The sequence below is a fragment of the Mycobacterium mantenii genome (genome assembly GCF_010731775.1).
Lineage (GTDB): Bacteria > Actinomycetota > Actinomycetes > Mycobacteriales > Mycobacteriaceae > Mycobacterium > Mycobacterium mantenii.
This window is the reverse complement of sequence record NZ_AP022590.1, coordinates 2,916,572-2,936,263: the sequence shown is the minus strand read 5'-3', so window position 1 is coordinate 2,936,263 and position 19,692 is coordinate 2,916,572. Positions and strand designations below refer to the sequence as shown.

Here is a 19,692-nt window from a genome sequence, read left to right as displayed (position 1 = left end):
CTCCGTCCGCGCGGAGACCAGCTCCTCACCCAAATCCAGGGCAGCGTCGACAATGGTCTTGTGCGAGACTGCTTGGGCAGCACGGGACTGATCTGATTGACGAACCTGCGCACCGCCTCGATAGCGTGCTTACTGCCGGACTCGACCGATTTCCAGCACGTCATCGGAAAACTCGGGCCAGCCTGGCTTGGACTTTTCCGGCGCCACCGTCATGATTCCACTCTGACTCGAGATGTCTCGGTTCCATACCGAACCTTGGTTTTGCGGACGCTCCGACGTTACGACTGGCCGAGCACCGGCATTTTGATGGGGATTCTGCAAACCAGCACGCAGAGCGGTCCCGATCCGGCCATATCAAATGGGGATTACCCTGGACGCCGCGCCCCCCCGGCCGGGCGCTCCAACGCGCGACCTAGATGCCAGCGCCGGGGTTGAGGATGCCCTGCGGATCCAGCGCCCGCTTGATGCGCTGGTTGAGGTCCATCACGTCGGGGCCCAGATAGCCGGCCAGCCAGGGCCGCTTCAACCGGCCGACGCCGTGCTCACCGGTGATGGTGCCGCCCAGCCCGACGGCCAGGTCCATGATCTCGCCGAACGCCAGGTGGGCGCGTTCGGTCATGTCGGTATCGGCGGGGTCGTAGACGATCAACGGGTGGGTGTTGCCGTCGCCGGCGTGGGCGATCACCGAGATCATCAGGTCGCGTTCCGCCGCGATGCGCGCGATCCCGGTGACCAGCTTGCCCAGCGCCGGAAGCGGCACCCCGACGTCTTCGAGCAGCAACGAGCCCTTGGCTTCGACGGCCGGGATGCACATTCGCCGTGCGACGACGAACGCCTCGCCCTCATCGGGATCGTCTGTCGAAAACACTTCCGTCGCAGCGTTTTCCGCGAACACCTCGGCCATGATTTCGGCGTCCTCGCTGCCGGCGCGGCCGCGCTCGTCGGACCCGGCCACCAGCATGGCGGCCGCCCCGCGGTCCAAATCCATGCGCAGGGTGTCCTCGACGGCGTTGATCGCCACCGAATCCATGAATTCCAGCATCGAGGGGCGCAGCCGCGCGGTGACGCCGAGCACCGCCTCTACCGCGTCCTCGACGGTCGCGAAGCTGGCCACCACGATGCTGGACGCGTTCTGCTTGGGCACTAGGCGCAGCGTCACCTCCGTGACCACGCCGAGCGTGCCCTCGCTACCGACGAACAGCTTCGTCAGCGAAAGGCCCGCGACGTCCTTCAACCGTGGGCCGCCGAGTTTGACCGCGGTGCCGTCGGCCAGTACCACCTGCATCCCCAGCACGTAGTCGGTGGTGACGCCGTACTTCACGCAGCACAGGCCGCCGGCGTTGGTGGCGATATTGCCGCCGATGCTGCAGATCTCGAACGACGACGGATCCGGCGGATACCACAGGCCGTGTTCGGCGGCCGCCTTCTTCACCTCGGCGTTGAACAGCCCGGGCTGACAAACCGCGGTGCGGGTCACCGGGTCGATGGCGATGTCGCGCATCTTCTCGGTGGAAATCACGATGCCGTTGTCCAGTGCGGTCGCCCCGCCGGACAGGCCGCTGCCGGCGCCGCGCGTCACCACGGGCAACCGGTGCGCGGCGGCCCAGCGCAGCACGGTCTGCACGTCCTCGGTGCGCCGCGGCCGCACCACGGCCAGCGGCTTGCCGGCCGACGGGTCGAAAGCGCGGTCCTGACGGTAGCCCTCGGTCACGGTCGGATCGGTGACGACCATCCCGGCGGGCAGGTCGGCGATCAGGCTGGCCAGGGCGTCAGAGCTCACGGCCCGATACTAAGCCCGCGTCACGGGCCCGGGTCTTGCGCGAACTCCGGCGCGCGGTCCAGTTCGCGCAGCGACGGGAGTCGGCAGGCGACGAGCCCGATTAGGAAAATCGGCACCGCCAGCGCCAGGAACGCGACCTTCAGCCCGGCCGCGTCCGCCAACGGGCCGGCCACCAGCAAGCCCAATGGGCCCGCGGCGTACATCAGCCCCGTCATCACTCCGACCACTCGACCGCGCAGGTGATGCGGGGCCCGGGTCTGCATCACGTAGTTGTAGATCGGCTGAATCGGTCCGTAGACCAACCCGGTCACCGCGCACAACGTCAGGATCACCGGTAACGGCGGAAGGAACGCGAGGCCGGCAGTCGCGGCGCCGAAGGTCAGCGTCGCGGTCAACACGGCCGTGCGCCGCCGCGTGTATCTCGACAGCACGGCGTAGCCAAGCGCTCCCACCACGCCGCCCACCCCGAGTGCCATCAACGCCCAACCCAACTGCGCGGGTTGGTGATGGTCGCTGAAGTATTTCGGGAACAGCACGCTTTCCATCGGCAGGTAGAGCGCTGTGACGACCAGGTCGATGAGCCCCAGGGTTCGTAGCACCCGCAGGTTCCAGACAAATCGCATTCCTTCGACGACGCCGGACACCAACCCGCCGGGTCGCATCGCGTGGTGCGGCTTGCCGGCGCCTTCGAGCCGCAGCGCCCCGATAGCAAGGAAGGACAACCCGAAACAACCGGACGTGACCCACATCGTGTTGATGCCGCCAACCGTGGCGATCATCAAACCGCCGATACCCGGACCCACGATGTAGGCCAGGTTCAGGATCGCTTCATAGACGCTGTTGGTGCGGTCCAGCGACCAGCCGGCCCGGGTGGCGGCCTCGGGCAGCATGGACTGGCGGGCGGTGGTCCCGGCCGGATCGAAGGCGGCGGAGAAGAATGCCAGCCCGGCCAGTTCGGCTACGTTGATCGCGTCCGCACCGAACAACCAGGCGATCAGCGGGACGGTCGCCACCGCGGTGCCCGATAGCGAGTCGGAGATGAGCGACACCCGGCGGCGGCCGAACAAGTCGACTGCGGTGCCCGCGACGAGTGTGGACAGCACCAGGGGCAGCGTCATGGCAGCGGCGACGGCCGAGGCGTCCCGAGCGCTGTTGTGGTGCTGCAACGCCAACCACGGGAATGCGACGATCGAGATGCCGCTACCCGCCGTCGCCATCAGCGTGGCGAACAGGATCAGAAACGCTGGGCCGCCGCTCTTCATGGAATATCGCCGCCGAATTTATGCCAAAGCAGTGATCGCGGCGACCGAATTTTGCGACTCATGCAGGATGTTCATGTGCTCGCCCACCCACGTACCGGCCAGGCGTTCGGCTCTCCGGTCGGTGCCGGCACCGGATGGCCCGGCGATCCGGCCACACCGCAGACCCCGGTGGCGGCCGACGCCGCGGCGGTCGTCGGCCTCGCCGAAGCCGCCGGCTCGATTCCCGAAGTCGACGCTCTGGTCAGCGTCTGCCGCGCCTGCCCCCGGTTGGTCAGCTGGCGCGAGGACGTCGCAGTCGTCAAACGCCGAGCCTTCGCCGACCAACCGTATTGGGGGCGGCCGGTACCCAGCTGGGGCTCGGCGCGTCCCCGGCTGCTGATCGTCGGATTGGCGCCCGCCGCGCACGGTGCCAACCGCACCGGACGGATGTTCACCGGTGACCGCTCGGGCGACCAGTTGTACGCGGCGCTGTACCGGGCCGGCCTGGTGAACCAACCGACCAGTGTGGACGCCGCGGATGGGTTGCAGACCAAAGAGATTCGCATCGTCGCGCCGGTGCGGTGCGCGCCGCCCGCCAACGCCCCGACCCCGCAGGAGCGGGACACCTGCTGGCCCTGGCTGCAGGCCGAATGGCGGTTGGTGTCGGAGAATGTCCGGGTGGTGGTGGCACTGGGCGGCTTCGGCTGGCAGATCGCGCTGCGGCTGCCGGGCGCCTCCACGGGGCGCAAGCCCCGATTCGGCCACGGCGTGGTTGCTGACCTGGCGCCCGGGGTGCGATTGCTCGGCTGTTACCACCCGAGCCAGCAAAACATGTTCACGGGTAGGTTGACACCAGCAATGCTCGACGACGTCTTTCGTGACGCAAAGGAACTGGCGGGAATCAAGTGACCGACGTTTTGGTGTCCGGCGCCAGCGTGGCGGGTGCGACAGCTGCGTTTTGGCTTGGGCGGCATGGCTTTTCGGTGACCGTGGTCGAGCGCCATCAGGGGCCGCGACCGGGTGGTCAGGCGATCGACGTGCGGGGACCGGCGCTGACGGTGCTCGAACGCATGGGGCTGTTGGCCGCCGCTCAGAAGCGCAAGACGCAAATCCAGGGCTCCTCCGTCGTCGACCGTGACGGCAACGAATTATCCCGGGACACCGAATCGACGCCAACCGGTGGGCGCATCGAGAGTCCCGACATCGAACTGCTGCGCGACGACTTGCTCGAATTGCTTTACGGCGCAAGCCAATGGACCACCGAGTACCTCTTCGGCGACACCATCACCGCCATACAGGACGATGGCGCTGCAGTCCGCGTCACCTTTGAGCGTGCTGCGCCGCGCAGTTTCGACCTCGTGATCGGCGCCGATGGGCTGCACTCCAATGTGCGGCGCTTGGTTTTCGGGCCGGAAGAGAATTTCATCGAGCGGCTGGGCACGCACGCGGCGATCTTCACCGTGCCCAACTTCCTCGACCTGGACTACTGGCAGCGGTGGCACTACGGCGACGCCACCATGGTCGGTGTCTACAGCGCGCGCAACAACTCCGAGGCCCGGGCCATGGTGGGTTTCATGGATGCCGATCTGCGGATCGACTACCGCGACACCCAGGCGCAATTGGCCGAACTGGAACGGCGGATGGCCGGCGACGGCTGGGTCCGCCCGCAACTGCTGGGGTACATGCGGACCGCGCCGGACTTCTACTTCGACGAGATGTCGCAGATCAAGATGGACCGCTGGTCGCGGGGCCGGGTGGCGCTGGTCGGTGACGCCGGGTACTGCTGCTCGCCCCTGTCCGGCCAGGGGACCAGCGTCGCGCTGCTGGGCACCTACGTGCTGGCCGGGGAGCTGAAGGAGGCCACGAAGGACGGTGTGGTCGATCACGAGCTCGGCTTCGCCAACTATCACCGCGAGTTCAGCGACTACGTCAAGCGCAACCAATGGTTGGTCGTGGACAACATCCCCGGCGGTGCGCCGATACCGCAAGAGGTGTTCGACCGTATCGTCACCTCGATCACCCTCAAGGACTACTGAGCCAAGGACTACTGAGCCAAGGACTACTGAGCCAAGGACTACTGAGTACGGTCACCGGGAGCGGGAACGTTTGCCGGCCCGCGCGCGTTGACGCCATCGTGCGTCTTTCCGTCCTTGATCTCATCCCGGTGCGCACCGACCAGACGACGGCTGATGCGCTGGCGGCCACCGTGCAACTGGCGCAGGCCGCGGATCGGCTCGGGTTCACCCGCTACTGGGTCGCCGAGCACCACAACATGCCGTCGGTGGGTGCCACCAGCCCTCCGGTGGTGATCGCCTACCTGGCCGCACAGACCTCGCAGCTACGACTCGGCTCGGGCGGTGTGATGCTGCCCAATCATGCCCCGCTGGCGGTGGCCGAGCAGTTCGCGCTGCTGGAAGCCGCCGCCCCGGGCCGGATCGACCTCGGCATCGGCCGGGCGCCCGGCTCGGATCCGGTGACCTCATATGCGCTACGCGGCGGCCGGGACGATCGTGACATCGAGAATTTCCCCGAATACCTCGACGACGTGGCGGCGCTGATGAGCGCTCGCGGTGTTAGGGTTCCGTTGCGCTCGGGTGATTACACGCTCAAGGCCACCCCGGCCGCGGCGGGCGAACCGCGCCTGTGGTTGCTGGGCTCGTCGATGTACTCGGCGCAGCTGGCCGCCGCCAAGGGGCTGCCATACGTGTTCGCACATCACTTCTCCGGCAACGGAACCGAAGAGGCGCTGCAGGTCTACCGTTCGCGATTCCGGCCCAGCGCGCTGACCGCCGAGCCGCTGACATTCTTGACGGTGAACGCCGCGGTGGCCGAAACCCGGGAAGAGGCAACGGCATTGATGTTGCCCAACCTGCAGATGATGGCCCGGCTCCGGACCGGGCAGCCGCTCGGGCCGGTGCCGCTGGTCGAGGAGGCCGCGGTCGCCGAGTTGACCGGACAGCAACAGCGGATCGTGGAGAGCGGGCTGCGCCGTGCCGTGCTGGGGACGCCCGCGGAGGCCGCCGACCAGATCCGCACGCTGGCCGACCGGTTAGGGGTGGACGAAGTGATGGTGAACCCGGTGGCCTCGGCCCGCCGCGGCACCGACGCGCACACCGCACCGGGACGGGTCGCGACGCTGGAACTACTGGCCAAGGAGCTGTTCTAACCCCCGGCGCTCACGACAGCCCGTTGGGCTGGGGATTCGGTGTGTGGCTGGCGATCCAGTCCCGCAGGTCGTCGGGCGGCAGTGGCGGGCTGTGTACGAAACCCTGGGTGATGTTGCAGCCATACCGTCGCAGGGCGTCCAGGGTGGCCTCGTTTTCGACTCCCTCGGCGACCAGATCGGCGCCCAGGTTGGACGCCAGCGCCACCGTCGACCGCACGATTGCGACCGACCGCGCGTCGTGGGCCAGGCGCGCCACGAAGATTCGGTCGAGCTTCAGCTCGTCGACCGAAACCTCTTGCAGACGAGCCAATGACGACCATCCGGTGCCGTAGTCGTCGAGCGAGATGCGGATGCCCAGGTCCTGCAGCGCGGCAACGGTGTTGCGGGATCGCACGGAATCCACCAGTGCGCTCTCGGTGATCTCGAGTATGAGCGCCTCGGCGGGCAGACCGTAATCGGCGAGCAGCCGCTCGACGGTGCCGACGAGTTCGATATCCAGCAGGTTGGTCGTCGACAGGTTGACCGCGACGGTCAGCGGCATGCCTTGCTCACGCCAGGACCGGACCTGTGCGAGAGCCATGCTGAGGGTGCGGTTGGAGATTTTGCGCATCAGGCCGGCGCGTTCGGCGACGGACAGAAACTCCTCGGGCAGCAGGGTTCCGCGGCTGGGGTGCTGCCAGCGCAGCACCGCCTCGACACTGTGGACGCTGCCGTCGCGGCCGTCGATCTTGGGCTGATAGTGCAATCTCAGCTCGTCGGTATCGAACAGCGCGGTGCGCAATTCCTCGATGAGGCTGGGGTCGTTGTCGCGGTAAACCTCGAACGAGGAGTCGTAGACCGCGATCCTGCTGCGCGCGGATTTGGCGTGCGCCATGGCGGTTTCGGCGCGCTCCAACAGTTCTTGCGGAGAGTCGCAGTGGTCGGGATAGAGCGCGATGGCGATGCGCGCCTCCACCTGTACGGTGATGGGGTCCAAAGCGATTGGTTCAGCCAAGGCTTCGAGCAGCCGACCCGCCGAAGCGCCGGCAGCGGTGAGGTTGGCCCCGTCCGACAGCAACACGGCGAATTGGTCGTCGCCCACCCGTGCGAGCAGATCGTCACGACGAACGCAGCCGGCCAAGCGATTCGCGATATGGCACAGCAGCTCGTCGCCGAACTGGCTGCCGATCGAGTCGGTGATTTCGCGAAAATCGCTCAGGCTCAGCAACAACAGCGCCCGACGTTGTTGTGACCTGCCCGGCATCGACGGAGTTCCCGGTGGCGGCGAAGCGGGCAGCCCGGTCAGGGCCGTCGCCAGTGAGCGCCGGTTGGGCAGCGCCGTCAACTCGTCGGTCATGGCGAGTTTGCCGTTGGTCTCCAGCAGGCTCACGTCCCGGAAGGTCAGCGCGAACCGCCCGGCCGCCACGACGAGGCTCAGCGCCGCCAGCGTCGCAGCGAGTCGCGAATGATGTGCCAGCACAATCACACCCAGCGCCACGGTGGCGGACGCCACCGGGGTGACGTAGGGCCCGTACCGCCCCCGGGCGGCTGGTGTGATCGACGACGACCTGGCCCAGGCCGCCATCGCGATGAGCAATGACGACGCGGCCCAGCAGGCATCCAGCACCGAACCGGTCCGGTACAGTCCGGCGGACGTCTGGAAGAGATACGCCGCGTCCGCGACCGCGAACAGGACCAAGCCGGCCACCAGCAGCGCCCAGCGAATTTCGTTGCGCCATCCAAGGATTGGCAACATGCCGGCGGCCAGGGCCAGCAGCACCAGATCACTCCACGGATACGCCAGGCCCACCCAGACGGTGGCCGGGGCGCGTACCGCCGCCGCCCGGATCGGGCCCGACGTCAATGCCGTTGCCACCGCCGCCAACGTCAAGACGCAGATGAAGGAGTCGAGTTGAATCGGGACCGGCAGCCGTTTGAGCCGTGCCCGCATGAGCAGCAGCAGTCCCGCGTAGACGAAGGGGTAATACGCGAGGTACTCCGGATCGGCCACCGACGGGGATCGGCCGTTGGGCACCCATAGGGCATAGACAACGTCACCCACGGCCGCGCACGCCATGCCCGCGGCGATCAGCGCCCACGCCAACCGGTCAACCGCGACGCGGTACGCGCGAAGGGCAATCAGCCCGGCCGCGACCACCGTCAGCGCCGTGTACAGGGCGGCGGCCGACAAGATGCCGTGCCCCGCGTTGGGATGAACGACGCTGGACACGGTGAAGGCGACCACTCCGATCGCCAGCAGCGCGATGGCGGCCCGGACGTTCCGTGGCGGCCAGCTAGCGTCGGGCGCCTCCTCGGGCGGTCCCGGTGCTGTGGTCGTGACGTCGGGGACGGGCGGTGGATCCTGCGCCGCTTCGCCATCGCCACTGCTGACGGCATGGGTCGCCACAGAGGCTCTGTTCGAGCCCGGCGCCGGCGGAAACGCATACGGCAGCGGCAGGTCGGGCATGAAGCTGCGAATGCATTGGCCGCCTTCGCGTTTGGCGGCGTACATCGCCAGGTCGGCGTGGCGCAACAGCTGATCGACCGTGCAGTTCGCCGCGCCGGTGGCCACCGTGAATCCGATGCTCGGCCGCACCGTGATCGGAATGCCGTCGATCACGATGGCTCCGGTGAAGGCGTCGAGGATGCGATGCGCGGCCGCCTGCGATTCTTCGACCGAAGCCTCGATGACCGCCGCGAATTCGTCGCCACCGAGCCGCGCGATGGTGCCCTGTTCCCCCAGCGCGGCGGTGAGCCGGCCGGCCACCCGGACGAGCAGTTCGTCGCCGGCGGGATGGCCCAGGGCGTCGTTGACCGACTTGAAGTTGTCGAGGTCCAGACACAACACCGCGACCGGCGTGCCGTCGGGATGTCGACGCGCCACGGCCTGGTCCAGCCGATGCAGGAAAAGAGCCCGATTGGCCAGGCCGGTCAGGTGGTCGCGGAACGCCTCCCGGGCGACTTCCGACAACAGATTCTGATTCTCGACGAGCACGACAAATTGCCGGGCCAATACGGCCGCCACGAGTATGCCCAGTGCGCCGAGCACCGGTTCGTGTGTCGCCGCATTGCCCGCCGCGTGCACCCAGCCCACCGCGGACGCCACAACCAGCGGCAGGTAGGGCAGCCACAGCCGCGCCCGGAACTCGATCTCATCCGGCGACGCCGGCACCGGATGTTCATGCACGGCGGCCCGCGCGGCCAGCGCCAACGCCGCCAGTCCGACCACCCGGATCAGGTCAGCGACGTCGCCGGTGTGATAGCTGCCGATACCGGCATGGAAGACCACCACCAGGTCGGCAATGCTGATCGTCGCGATCCCGGCGGCCACGAGGCTGCGGCTCGGCCGTTCGCCCGGGCGAGCCCGGGACAACATCAGGATTGCCGCCGTCAGCTGGACGATGTCGGCGAACACCTCGACCAGCGTCGTCAGCCGCGCGAAGGTGTGCTCCCGGAGCTGGGTTTCGACCACGAACACCCAAGCGATGACGAACAGTGAGGTCGCCACGATGAGACCGTCGAGCAGCAGACGCCGCGGGCTGTGTCGAGACAGCTTGGACAGCAGCACCAACGAGGTCATGGCGCCGACCGGCCACAACAGCAGCACGATCTCGGCCACCTGCGGGTGGGCGGCGTGCTCGAATTCCGGGCGCACCTCGTAGACCGCCCAGATGACCTCTCCGGTCGCCCAGCCGAGCAGTGCCGTCACGAGCGCCACCCAGCCGCATCGCTGTCGTCCGGACGTGCGGCGGGCCGCGCCTGCGGCGCATATCGCCGCGATCAGCAAACACACCGCGACGACGAACTCGTTGACCGGCCGAGTCCCATCGGGGCCGTGCCATCCCCGGAACGACGACAGCAGCAGCAACAACGCGGCAACGCCGTAGGCGGCGGCGAGCGGCCAGGCCGCGCGCGCGGGCACCCCGGACCGACGCCACGGATATACCGCCCAGCGTTTCATCACCGCACCAGCCGATCCTCTGCTGTGTGGTGAAGAAACGAACGACTTCACCACGAGTTACAGGGGATTAAACCGCTGCTTATGGTGGCGAAGTGTGGCTTTTGCCAGGTTGGTGCGGCCGCCGGCCGTGATCGGGCGGCTACGAACGGTCGACGACCCGGGGTGCGGCGACGTTGGGCGACCGCAGCTGGGCTCAATCCGGCTGACTTGCGTCGATGCGGGCCAGCGCGGTGCGCAGAATCTGGCCGGTGGCGTCCCGGTCGGGGTCGCGGCGCAGCAGCATTCCCTTGGCCACCGACAGCTTGTCGCCGTTGCGCCGGGGCAAAACGTGCAGGTGGATATGGAACACGGTCTGGAAAGCCGCGCTGCCGTCGTTGACGGCGATGTTGGTCGCGTCGGCCAGTTCGGTGGAGCGCGCGGCCCGGGCGATGCGTTGGCCCAGGGTGATCATCCCGGCCAGCGTCTCCGGTGCGGTGTCGGTGAGGTCGACGCTGTGCCGTTTGGGCAGCACCAAGGTGTGGCCGCGCGTGAACGGGCGGATGTCGAGGATGGCCAGGTAGTCGTCGTCTTCGTAGATCCGGATGGCCGGGGCTTCGCCGGCGACGATCGCACAGAACACGCAGGACATGTCGCCCACGGTACTGGCTGCTTCGGGATACGCTGCCGCAGTGGACGATCTCGCCTTTGCCGGCGCGGCGGCACAAGCGCGCATGCTGGCCGACGGTGAACTGACCGCGCCGGAGTTGCTCGAGGTCTACCTGGAGCGGATCGCGCGGCTGGACAGCCAACTGCGTTGCTACCGCGTGGTGCTCGCCGATCAGGCTCGTTACCAAGCGGCTGTGGCGCAGGAGCGCCTGGACGCGGGCGAACGGCTGCCGCTGCTTGGTGTGCCGATCGCGATCAAAGACGATGTCGACGTCGCAGGCGAGGTGACGACCTTCGGCAGCGGCGGACACCGGCCCGCGGTCACCTCCGACGCGGAGGTGGTGCGCCGGCTGCGCGCCGCGGGCGCCGTGATCATCGGCAAAACCAATGTGCCCGAGCTGATGATGCTGCCCTACACCGAGTCGATGACCTTCGGAGCGACCCGTAATCCGTGGAATCCGACCCGCACCCCGGGCGGCAGCAGCGGCGGAAGTACCGCCGCGGTGGCCGCCGGCCTGGCCTCGCTGGCGTTGGGATCCGACGGCGGCGGCTCGATCCGCATCCCGGCGACGTGGTGTGGCCTGTTCGGCCTGAAGCCGCAGCGCGACCGAGTGTCGTTGGAGCCGCACGACGACGCCTGGTACGGGCTGAGCGTCAACGGCCCGATCGCGCGGACGGTGCTGGACGCGGCGGTGTTCCTGGATGCGACGTCGACGGTGCCCGGTCCCGAGGGGGAGTTCGTCACCGCGGCGGGACGCGGCCCCGGCCGGTTGCGAATTGCGTTGAGCACCAAGCTCCCAACCCCACTTCCGGTCAGGGTCGGCAAGGCGGAATTGGCGGCAGTCGACCAGGCCGGCGCGTTGCTTCGCGACCTCGGCCATGACGTGATCGCCGCCGACCCCGAATATCCGGTTTCGGCGATACTCGCCAACTATTTGCCCCGCTATTTGCGCGGTATCTGCGACGACGCGGACTCCCTGGCCCACCCGGAGCGTCTGGAAACGCGCACCCGCAACATGGCTCGCTTGGGATCGTTCTTTTCCGATCGGCGGATGGAGGCCATCCGGGCGAACGAGGGTGCCGTGATCTCGCGGATTCAGGCGATCTTCGACGACGTGGACGTCGTCATCACCCCAGGCACCGCGACGGGTCCGCCGCGCATCGGCGCCTATCAACGCCGCGGCGCCGTGTCGACCCTGCTGCGGGTCGGTCGATGCGTTCCCTACCAACAGATCTGGAACCTGACCGGACAGCCCGCGGCGGTGGTGCCGTGGGACTTCGACGGAGGCGGCCTGCCGATGTCGGTCCAACTCGTCGGCAGGCCATATGACGAAGCGACCCTGTTGTCGCTGTCGGCGCAGATCGAAGCCGCCCGGCCGTGGGCCCTGCGGCGGCCACCGGTTTCGTAGGTCCTAGCGTTCGCCCGGCTGCGCCGCGCTCGCGATCACCCGCTGGGTTTATCGGCGGTGACCCGCTTCGCCCGGCTGCGCCGCGCTCGCGATCACCCGCCAGGTTTATCGGCGGTGACCCGCTTCGCCCGGCTGCGCCGCGCTCGCGATCACCCGCTGGGTTTATCGGCGGTGACCCGCTTCGCCCGGCTGCGCCGCGCTCGCGATCACCCGCCAGGCCGCGAGCTTGGCGCCCGGCCGCACCGCGTGGGCCGGACTGGTCGATGGCAGGCGCCGATACTGGATCCGGTCGGGCGCGGTCGCCAGCCTCCGGAACAGGTCGGCGGCCTTGGCGCCGTTGAAGTACACCGCCGCGATAGTGGGGTGGCGGGCGAAGAGTTCGTCAAAATCGTTGACCACCAAACTCTTTGGCTCAATCGCCGCGTCGGAGCTGCCGACGCGGCGGCACGTGTGGAGCACATCCCAGAGGGCGACGCCGTGGGACAGCAATGCCGCCAGCCGGCTGTCGTAGGGCGCGGATGAAGCGAAGCCGAACAGTTCACCGGCGATCGTCCAGAAGGCGTTGCGTGGATTGGCGTAGTACTGGCCCGCCACCAGCGATTGCGCACTGGGAAACGAGCCCAGGATCAGCGTCCTGGAGCGCTCATCGACGACCGGCGGGAATCCCCGCAGCAGCGGTGTGCTCATCACCTCACATCATGGCTGGCCCGCGTTGTAGGTTGGCGACGTGCACGACGGGGCCGACCACGACATCGACGATCTGCTCGACGGGCTCGAAGGAACCGCGCGCGCGGAGCGTGCCGAACTGGTGAGGTGGCTGCTCGAGCAGGGCGTCACCGCCGAGGAGATCCGCACCACCAATCCGCCCCTGCTGCTGGCCACCCGCCACCTCATCGGCGACGACGGCACCTACGTGTCCACCCGCGAGATCAGCGAGACCCACGGCATCGACCTGGGGCTGTTGCAGCGCGTGCAGCGCGCGATCGGTCTGGTTCGCGTGGACGACCCCGACGCGGTCGTGCACATGCGCGCCGACGGCGAAGCCGCCGCCTTCTCCCAGCGGTTCGTGGACGCGGGGCTGGATCCCGAACAGGTGGTTCTCGTGGTTCAAGTGCTCGCCGAGGGGCTGTCGCGAGCCGCCGAGGTCATGCGGTACTCGGCGCTTTCGGCGATCATGCGCCCCGGGGCCAGCGAGCTCGAAATCGCCCGGGACTCCAAGGCTTTGGTGACCAAGATCGCGCCCATGCTCGGCCCGATGATTGAGCACATGCTGTTCATGCAGCTGCGCCACATGATGGAGACCGAGGCGATCAATGCCGCGGAGCGCGCCGCCGGCAAGCCACTCCCGGGTGCGCGCCAAATCGCCGTTGCCTTCGCGGACCTGGTCGGCTTCACGAAGATCGGCGAGGCGGTGTCGCCCGAGGAGCTCGGACACCTGGCCAACCGGCTCGCCATCCTCGCCCGGGACATGACCGTGCCCCCCGTGCGATTCATCAAGACCATCGGTGATGCGGTGATGTTCGTCTGCCCCGATCCACTGCCGTTGCTCGACGTCATCGTGAAACTCGTCGAAGCCATCGATACCGACAACGACTTTCCCCGGTTGCGAGCGGGAGTGGCCTCCGGCATGGCGGTGAGCCGGGCCGGCGATTGGTTCGGCAGTCCGGTCAACGTGGCAAGCCGTGTCACCAGCGTGGCGCGCCCGGGCACCATCCTGGCCGCGGATTCGGTCTGGGACGTCATTGGTGACAGCGGTCAATTCTCCGGATCATTCGCCGGCGCCCGCCGCCTCAAGGGCATCAAGAGCGAGGTGAAACTCTTCCGCGTCCGGCGGGGCGACGGCGACTGACGTCCACTGCGACGGCCACTGACGCCAAATCGCCCAGCAGGGAAGAGGTACCGACACAAGGGCAGGCCCGGCGCGACTCCAGGGGGCGTCTGACTCCGTCTTATGCGTGTCCTACGCGGCCGGATTCCTACCCCGTGTTCCGGCACTTCGAATTGGTCGCTTCCGGGCCTGCTTCGTTACCCAAAATACGCCGTCGAGCAGCCCAGATCAACGGGTTTTCGCGGTCGGCCCGCGCCCTCGACGCCTAGTTGGCCCGGGGTTCGCGGTACCCGAAGACCGCGCCGTGCCGGTCGTCGTTTCGCTGCCGGTGAACGGCGGTTCCCTTACCTCTGTAACGGTGTAATCATGTAATCATGAAGGCTCATCACACACACGGGCGTCGGTACGGCCGCCCCGGAGGCTGGCAGCAAGCCCAGCAACCCGACGCCAGCGACGCCGCGGAGTGGTTCGCCGGACGTCTCCCGGAGAACTGGTTCGACGGCGACCCCACGGTGGTCGTCGACCGCGAAGAGATCACCGTCATCGGAAGGCTCCCGGACCCGGCGAGTGCGGAAGGCGAAGCGAGCGAGGCCCGCGCGGCCGGGCGAGCTTCACGATTCCGCGAAGACACCCGGTCGGAGCGAATGCATATCGCCGACGAGGCGCAGGATCGCTACGGACGCAAGGTGTCCTGGGGCGTCGAGGTCGGCTCCACGACGGGCACCGAGCGAATTCTGTTCACGCACATCGCAGTACCTGTCATGACGCGGCTGAAGCAACCCGAACGCCAAGTGCTCGACACGTTGGTCGATGCCGGCGTCGCCCGTTCCCGCGCCGACGCGCTCGCTTGGTCGGTGAAGCTCGTCGGTGAACACGCCGAGGAGTGGTTGGACAAATTGCGTGGTGCGATGTCGGCGGTCGATGACCTACGCGCGCAGGGCCCCGACCTTCAGTCGTGACCCTTTAGTCGTGACAGGGCCGCCGCGCCATAGCGGTGCGGCCCGTTAGCCCTCGGGCTTCTCGCTGTCGACTTTGCCGACGATCTTGTCGGCGATCTGGGCACCCTGATCGCTGATGTGGTACCCGCAGGCGTTGATGTCGACGACCACGTTGTTGGCCGCGCTGAGCGCGCGCTGGCACTCCCAGCCGTCGGCGCCCTCCTGCGTGTCCATCAGCGTGACCTTCGGCGGGCTGCCCTGCACCTGGGCGAACGTCCACCGATAGGTCTTGCCCTTGTTCGTGACGGTCACCGTCTTGCCGGCGCAGCCTTTCCACTTCTCCGTGGAGTTCTGCAGGAAGCTCTTGGCCTTATCGGCGGACGGAAACAGCACCACGGCCTGGTTGACCCAGTGGTCGTAGTTGTCGCCCGGCTCCGACGACACCAGTCCGCTGACAGCCGAATAGCCGGTGCCCGCGTACACCGGATCCTGGGTTGTGTAGAGCGCGCCCTGGCAGTCGGGCGCGGACACCGTCACCGAGGAGCTGTCCGTCGACGTGATCGGTTTGCCCGGCTGCATCGACGACGAGCCCATCACGGTGTTGACGTCCGCCGGACCGAGCAGCAGGGTGCTGAGGCGTTCGGGCCCCAGCGGGGCGGCCTGCGGCGGTTCCGGCTTGGGGCGAACGACAAGCCAGATGCCCACCCCGCTCGCGATGAGAACGAGCACCACGGCGACGGCCGCGATGATGGGCCAGACATTGCGGTGCGGCTTGGGCGGGGCCTGGCCCCAGGGTGTCGAGCTGGTGAACTGTGGCGGTCCGCCCCAGTTGGCGTTGCCGCCTTGGTAATAGGGCGGCGTGGGTTGGCCGGCCGCCGGGATCGGGCCACTGGCGGGGCCCCACGCCGGACCGCTCTGCGACGGTATCGGCCCGGAACTCGGGGCCGGCGGTGGGTCGAACGGCGACGGCGGCGGCGTGTTGAACGTGGGCTGATACGGCTGCGGAGGCGCCGCAGCGGCGTGCAGGCCGGGGTGTTCGACAGTGGGCAGGGCCGATTCCTGGCTGCGGCGCAAGATGGTGTCGGCGCGGTCCTGGTCGGGGTTGCTGAGCGCTTCCTTGGCGGCCAGGGCCAGGTCACCCGCGCTGGCGTAGCGGTCCTCCGGCTTTTTGGCCATGCCGCGGGCGATCACCGCATCGAAGGCCTTGGGGACGCCCGGGCGCTGCTGGCTGGGCGCGGGAATGGGGTCCATCATATGGGCGGACACCAGCACCCCGGCGCTGTCGGCCCGATAGGGCGGGGAGCCGGTCAAGCACTCGAACAGCACGCAGGCCAGCGCGTAGATGTCGGCACGGTAGGTCACTTCGGCGTCGGAAAACCGTTCTGGCGCCATGTATTTCCAGGTGCCGACCGCGGTGCCGAGCTGCGTGAGCTTCTCATCGGTGGTGGCGCTGGCGATGCCGAAGTCGACCAGGTAGGCGAAGTCGTCCCGAGTCACCAGAATGTTCTGCGGTTTGATGTCGCGGTGCATCACCCCGGCGGCGTGCGCGGCATCGAGCGCCGAGGCGATCTGGGTGATGATGGCGACCGCGCGGGGCGGGGTCAGCGGGCCGAAACGCTTGAGCACGCTGTCGAGGTCGGTGCCCTCGACCATGCGCATCTCCAAAAACATCTGGCCGTCGATTTCGCCGTAGTCGTGCACCGGTACCACGTGGGGCTCCTGCAAACGACCGGCGGTGCGGGCTTCGCGTTTCAACCGCTCGCGAAACACCGGGTCTCTGCTGAAGCTTTCGGAGAGAAGTTTGAGTGCGACCGTCCACTCTTTGACCGTGTGTTCGGCCTCGTAGACCTCACCCATCCCACCGCGGCCCAGCAGCCGCTTTAGGTGGTAGGGGCCAAACATCGACCCCGCCCGTGAGGACTGCTCGTCACTCATTCCTGATCCTTCCAACCCAACCCCTGGCCCGCCGGTCCTCGTCAAGACTTTGCGGACAGACACACGATCGCAACCCGTGACTGAGCAATCATGACGGTAAGCGCGCGGGCGTCCCACCGCACGATAACGGGAACAATTGCCGCGGGTGTCAGCGCGGGTCGGCTCGCCGAGGTCCTAGCCTTCGTCGTCGGCGTTACCGGCGATCTGGAAGGTGAATTCGTGGTCGCAGATCCGGACCCGGTCGCCGTCGTGCAAGGTCGCGGCCGAACGAATTCGTTGGTCCTGCACGTGTACGCCGTTGGAGGACCGAAGGTCGTCGATGATGTAGCTGGTTCCGGTGTCGACGATGACGGCATGGTGCCGACTGACTTTGGGGGAGTCGAGAACGATGTCGTTGTCGCTAAGCCGCCCAATCGTTGTCGACCCGCGTAGCGGAAAACTGCGCCCGTTCACCTCGTGCAGATAGGCGACCGCTTTGGTGTTCGATGTCAGGGGGTATTGCTCGAGCACGGTGATCGCGACCGCAGCGGTCGTCATGGCGTTCTTCTTGGCGTCCAGCGGTTCTTGGCGCAGGATGCGATCGTTGAGGGCGCGCAGGTTTTGGCCCGGGTCGATCCCGAGGTCATCGGCGAGCGATTTCTGGACGCGGCGGTAGGCCGCGAGCGCGTCGGATTGGCGGTCGCTGAGGTAGTACGCGGTCATCAACTGAGCCCACAGTTGCTCGCGGTAGGGATGTTCGGCCGTCAGGGCTTCCAGTTCGGTGATCACGGTAAACGCACGTCCGCAGGCGATTTCGGCCTCCGCCTGCGCCGTGTGGGCCAGGATCTTCTCTTCGACGAGGGAGGTGTTGAAGGTGTCGACGAACCGAAAACCGTCCAGGTCCTCGAGCACCGGGCCGCGCCATTCGGCCAAGGCGGTCGACAGGTGCTGGCTGGCCTGTTCGAAGCGGCCCGCGGCCGCCGCATGCATGCCGGCGGTCTTTTCGGCGATGAACCGGCCGAGATCGCAAGCGTCATCGGAGATGTTGAGCCGGTAGCCCGGTGGCGCCGCGACCAGCACCGTGCGCGGATCGACACCGCTGCCGGTCAGCAGCTTGCGCAGGTTGGAGACGTAGGAGTGGATGCTGGCCCGCGCCCCGGACGGTGGCGACTCGTCCCACAGCGCCGTGATAAGCCGGTCGACGCCGACCGGGCTGTTGCGGTTCATCAGCAGCATGGCCAGCACCGCCCGCTGTTTGGGCGTGCCCAGTGGCACCAGGGCACCGTCAACGCTCATCTCCAACGGTCCGAGCAGACCGAATTCGAGGCGTATGTCCGCCATCGGGCCTACCAGCCTTTCCGCATCCGCGGCGTCGGGTGCCGTGAGGTCACGCGCCATGAGGTCACAGTGGTGATTGTGACGGCAAGCGGGCGGATTCGTTGAGAATCCCGGCAAACCGCCGAGCTCCGACGGCATGTCGTCGCAACTATCAGCCCCCTGCGGCACTACCGGCGATGCCGGATGGCTGAAATGTGCTCGTCCCCAGCGCGATAGTGGACACCGCCCACGAATTGAATTGCAACGTCGAGACATACCCGCACGCGGGCGCCGGTTCAGGTGGTGACGACCATCAATTCGTTGCTGGTGTCCCAGGACTCGACGAAGTGCCGGACGGGGATTTGCTCGTTGCGACCCTCCGGTGTGCCGCTGTCGTTGAGGTGAACCACGCCGGCCACGGTGTCCACACCGGTCACCACCACGGCGTGGTTGGACTCCGGGCGGCCGTTTTTGTCTGTCTGTTCGACGGGCTGGTGCCAGATGAGTTCGGCGTTGAGGCTGACGATCACCTTGTGACCCCCGCCCAGTGCGCGCTCGATTGCCACCAGTCCCGAAGGGGTGCCGGTCTGAGCGGCGTCATCCTTGTCGCTGACGACGGCGCCGATCTTGTACTGGGCGAGCAGTTCGGGGATGTCCGCCGTGTTTGCTCCCGGGCCCGACTCGGGGTTGCTGCCGGCGACGGTCCTGGTGTAGATCGGGCCGGGGTGCACGACGCTGGGCGTCGCTTGCGCCTTTTCGATGATGTCGTGCTCCGATGGCTGCGCGCCGGTGAGCTCGCCGATGACGTCGGCACTCGACATGAGCACGCAGTCGTCGTATTGCTGCTGGCGCCAAAACTGGGCGGCGGCAGTCGGGTCGCCGTAGCTGAGTTGGGAAGCCGCAGCGCCGGCCGGGGCTGCCAGGCCGAGCGCGACTGCGGCGGTGGCCACCGCGAAGGTGAGGGTCTTGGCGATGTTGGCGGTCTTCACGGTGAACCCCTTCTCGGTCTCGCGTTTTGTGCGTTGAGAAGAGCTTCGAACGTCCGCCTTTTCGAGTTCTCTACGAATTCTTGGAGTCCCCTGGCGTGCTGTCTGCTGCAACGGCCGATGGGGGATTTCGATCAGCGAAATCCCCCACCGTGGGCCGTCGGCCGCCTAGGCGGGCTGACCGGAGAACTGCGGGCAGTAGGCGTTGGTCGCCGCTATCACCAGGTTGGCCGCCTGCGGAGGAGTCAGGTTGGTGTGACGGAAGATCTGGACGGTGACCGCGGTCGGGGTGTCGCCGGTGGCCAGTTCGGTGCACACCTGGTGGCCGGCCCGCACGGCCGCTTGAGTCGACGGGAAAGCGATGCCGAGGCTTTGCATCTGGGAGAGGAACGCCTCATCGGCGGTCTGCACGGCGCTCGCGGCGGCGGTGCCGGCCACGCCAACGGCGGCAAGCCCGATGGCGGCGGCGCCGATCGCGGTGGTAGCCATCGTCGTGACGCGGAGTGAGAACATTGCTGCCACCCCTTT

At 67.6% G+C, this 19,692-nt stretch carries 15 protein-coding genes; 6 read left to right on the top strand and 9 right to left on the bottom strand.

All coding sequences use genetic code 11. The features are described from left to right. Nucleotides 1-412: 412 nt before the first annotated feature. A complete protein-coding gene (locus G6N50_RS13115; protein WP_083099480.1) occupies nucleotides 413-1,780 on the bottom strand; it encodes an FAD-binding oxidoreductase in 1,368 nt (455 codons plus the stop codon). A gap of 20 nt (nucleotides 1,781-1,800) precedes the next feature. Next, the gene (locus G6N50_RS13110) at nucleotides 1,801-3,042 is read right to left on the bottom strand and encodes an MFS transporter (protein ID WP_083099482.1); all 1,242 of its coding nucleotides are present in this window, start codon (nucleotides 3,040-3,042) and stop codon (nucleotides 1,801-1,803) included. Nucleotides 3,043-3,102: 60 nt separating this feature from the next. On the opposite strand from G6N50_RS13110, the gene G6N50_RS13105 reads away from it, so the two are divergent. The 3 genes from G6N50_RS13105 (at nucleotide 3,103) to G6N50_RS13095 (ending at nucleotide 6,187) form a co-directional block, all read left to right on the top strand. Then, nucleotides 3,103-3,930 carry a uracil-DNA glycosylase gene (locus G6N50_RS13105; protein ID WP_083099484.1) on the top strand — a complete coding sequence of 276 codons (828 nt, stop codon included), beginning with the start codon at nucleotides 3,103-3,105 and terminating at the stop codon, nucleotides 3,928-3,930. Continuing rightward, on the top strand, nucleotides 3,927-5,057 hold the full coding sequence (locus G6N50_RS13100; RefSeq protein WP_083099487.1) for an FAD-binding protein: 1,131 nt from the start codon (nucleotides 3,927-3,929) through the stop codon (nucleotides 5,055-5,057). Before G6N50_RS13105 ends, G6N50_RS13100 begins: the two co-directional genes overlap by 4 nt. A 98-nt stretch (nucleotides 5,058-5,155) precedes the next feature. Beyond that, nucleotides 5,156-6,187 (top strand): LLM class flavin-dependent oxidoreductase, encoded by a 1,032-nt coding sequence (locus G6N50_RS13095; protein WP_083099490.1) that lies wholly within the window; start codon nucleotides 5,156-5,158, stop codon nucleotides 6,185-6,187. A gap of 10 nt (nucleotides 6,188-6,197) precedes the next feature. Here G6N50_RS13095 and G6N50_RS13090 read toward each other — a convergent pair whose 3' ends face one another. Both G6N50_RS13090 and G6N50_RS13085 read right to left on the bottom strand, forming a co-directional pair. Beyond that, complete coding sequence (locus G6N50_RS13090; RefSeq protein WP_083099492.1) at nucleotides 6,198-10,127, bottom strand: diguanylate cyclase domain-containing protein; 3,930 nt, start codon at nucleotides 10,125-10,127, stop codon at nucleotides 6,198-6,200. Between the two features lie 193 nt (nucleotides 10,128-10,320). Continuing rightward, a complete protein-coding gene (locus G6N50_RS13085) occupies nucleotides 10,321-10,755 on the bottom strand; it encodes an HIT family protein (protein ID WP_083099495.1) in 435 nt (144 codons plus the stop codon). On the opposite strand from G6N50_RS13085, the gene G6N50_RS13080 reads away from it, so the two are divergent. Next, entirely contained in the window at nucleotides 10,754-12,181 is a 1,428-nt protein-coding gene (locus G6N50_RS13080; protein ID WP_083099497.1) for an amidase, read from the top strand. The genes G6N50_RS13085 and G6N50_RS13080 overlap by 2 nt on opposite strands. 162 nt (nucleotides 12,182-12,343) lie before the next feature. Here the strand turns inward: G6N50_RS13080 and G6N50_RS13075 are convergent, their stop codons facing one another. Further along, complete coding sequence (locus tag G6N50_RS13075; protein ID WP_083099499.1) at nucleotides 12,344-12,868, bottom strand: DNA-deoxyinosine glycosylase; 525 nt, start codon at nucleotides 12,866-12,868, stop codon at nucleotides 12,344-12,346. 40 nt (nucleotides 12,869-12,908) lie between these two features. Between G6N50_RS13075 and G6N50_RS13070 the strand changes: the two genes are divergently transcribed. Further along, nucleotides 12,909-14,030, top strand: a complete 1,122-nt coding sequence (locus tag G6N50_RS13070) for an adenylate/guanylate cyclase domain-containing protein (protein ID WP_083099501.1) — start codon at nucleotides 12,909-12,911, stop codon at nucleotides 14,028-14,030. A 353-nt stretch (nucleotides 14,031-14,383) separates the two neighbouring features. Continuing rightward, a complete protein-coding gene (locus G6N50_RS13065) occupies nucleotides 14,384-14,968 on the top strand; it encodes a hypothetical protein (RefSeq protein ID WP_083099503.1) in 585 nt (194 codons plus the stop codon). Between the two features lie 45 nt (nucleotides 14,969-15,013). Here the strand turns inward: G6N50_RS13065 and G6N50_RS13060 are convergent, their stop codons facing one another. The 4 genes from G6N50_RS13060 to G6N50_RS13045 all read right to left on the bottom strand — a co-directional run bounded on the left by G6N50_RS13060 (nucleotide 15,014) and on the right by G6N50_RS13045 (nucleotide 19,677). After that, a complete protein-coding gene (locus G6N50_RS13060; RefSeq protein ID WP_083099505.1) occupies nucleotides 15,014-16,882 on the bottom strand; it encodes a serine/threonine-protein kinase PknH/PknJ in 1,869 nt (622 codons plus the stop codon). A 174-nt stretch (nucleotides 16,883-17,056) separates the two neighbouring features. Continuing rightward, nucleotides 17,057-18,202, bottom strand: coding sequence for a BTAD domain-containing putative transcriptional regulator (locus G6N50_RS13055; protein ID WP_083099522.1), 1,146 nt, complete (start codon nucleotides 18,200-18,202; stop codon nucleotides 17,057-17,059). Nucleotides 18,203-18,474: 272 nt separating this feature from the next. After that, the gene (locus G6N50_RS13050) at nucleotides 18,475-19,167 is read right to left on the bottom strand and encodes a cysteine peptidase family C39 domain-containing protein (RefSeq protein ID WP_083099507.1); all 693 of its coding nucleotides are present in this window, start codon (nucleotides 19,165-19,167) and stop codon (nucleotides 18,475-18,477) included. Nucleotides 19,168-19,332: 165 nt separating this feature from the next. Continuing rightward, nucleotides 19,333-19,677, bottom strand: coding sequence for a DUF732 domain-containing protein (locus G6N50_RS13045; RefSeq protein ID WP_083099510.1), 345 nt, complete (start codon nucleotides 19,675-19,677; stop codon nucleotides 19,333-19,335). Nucleotides 19,678-19,692: the final 15 nt, after the last annotated feature.

Bases quoted from the DNA above. Each gene is read 5' to 3' on its own strand.
- G6N50_RS13110 (WP_083099482.1), bottom strand. From the start codon at position 3,042: ATGAAGAGCGGCGGCCCAGCGTTTCTGATCCTGTTCGCCACGCTGATG.
- G6N50_RS13065 (WP_083099503.1), top strand. From the start codon at position 14,384: ATGAAGGCTCATCACACACACGGGCGTCGGTACGGCCGCCCCGGAGGC.
- G6N50_RS13090 (WP_083099492.1), bottom strand. From the start codon at position 10,127: ATGAAACGCTGGGCGGTATATCCGTGGCGTCGGTCCGGGGTGCCCGCG.
- G6N50_RS13060 (WP_083099505.1), bottom strand. From the start codon at position 16,882: ATGAGTGACGAGCAGTCCTCACGGGCGGGGTCGATGTTTGGCCCCTAC.
- G6N50_RS13045 (WP_083099510.1), bottom strand. From the start codon at position 19,677: ATGTTCTCACTCCGCGTCACGACGATGGCTACCACCGCGATCGGCGCC.
- G6N50_RS13085 (WP_083099495.1), bottom strand. From the start codon at position 10,755: ATGTCCTGCGTGTTCTGTGCGATCGTCGCCGGCGAAGCCCCGGCCATC.
- G6N50_RS13055 (WP_083099522.1), bottom strand. From the start codon at position 18,202: ATGGCGGACATACGCCTCGAATTCGGTCTGCTCGGACCGTTGGAGATG.
- G6N50_RS13075 (WP_083099499.1), bottom strand. From the start codon at position 12,868: ATGAGCACACCGCTGCTGCGGGGATTCCCGCCGGTCGTCGATGAGCGC.
- G6N50_RS13105 (WP_083099484.1), top strand. From the start codon at position 3,103: ATGCAGGATGTTCATGTGCTCGCCCACCCACGTACCGGCCAGGCGTTC.
- G6N50_RS13080 (WP_083099497.1), top strand. From the start codon at position 10,754: ATGTCGCCCACGGTACTGGCTGCTTCGGGATACGCTGCCGCAGTGGAC.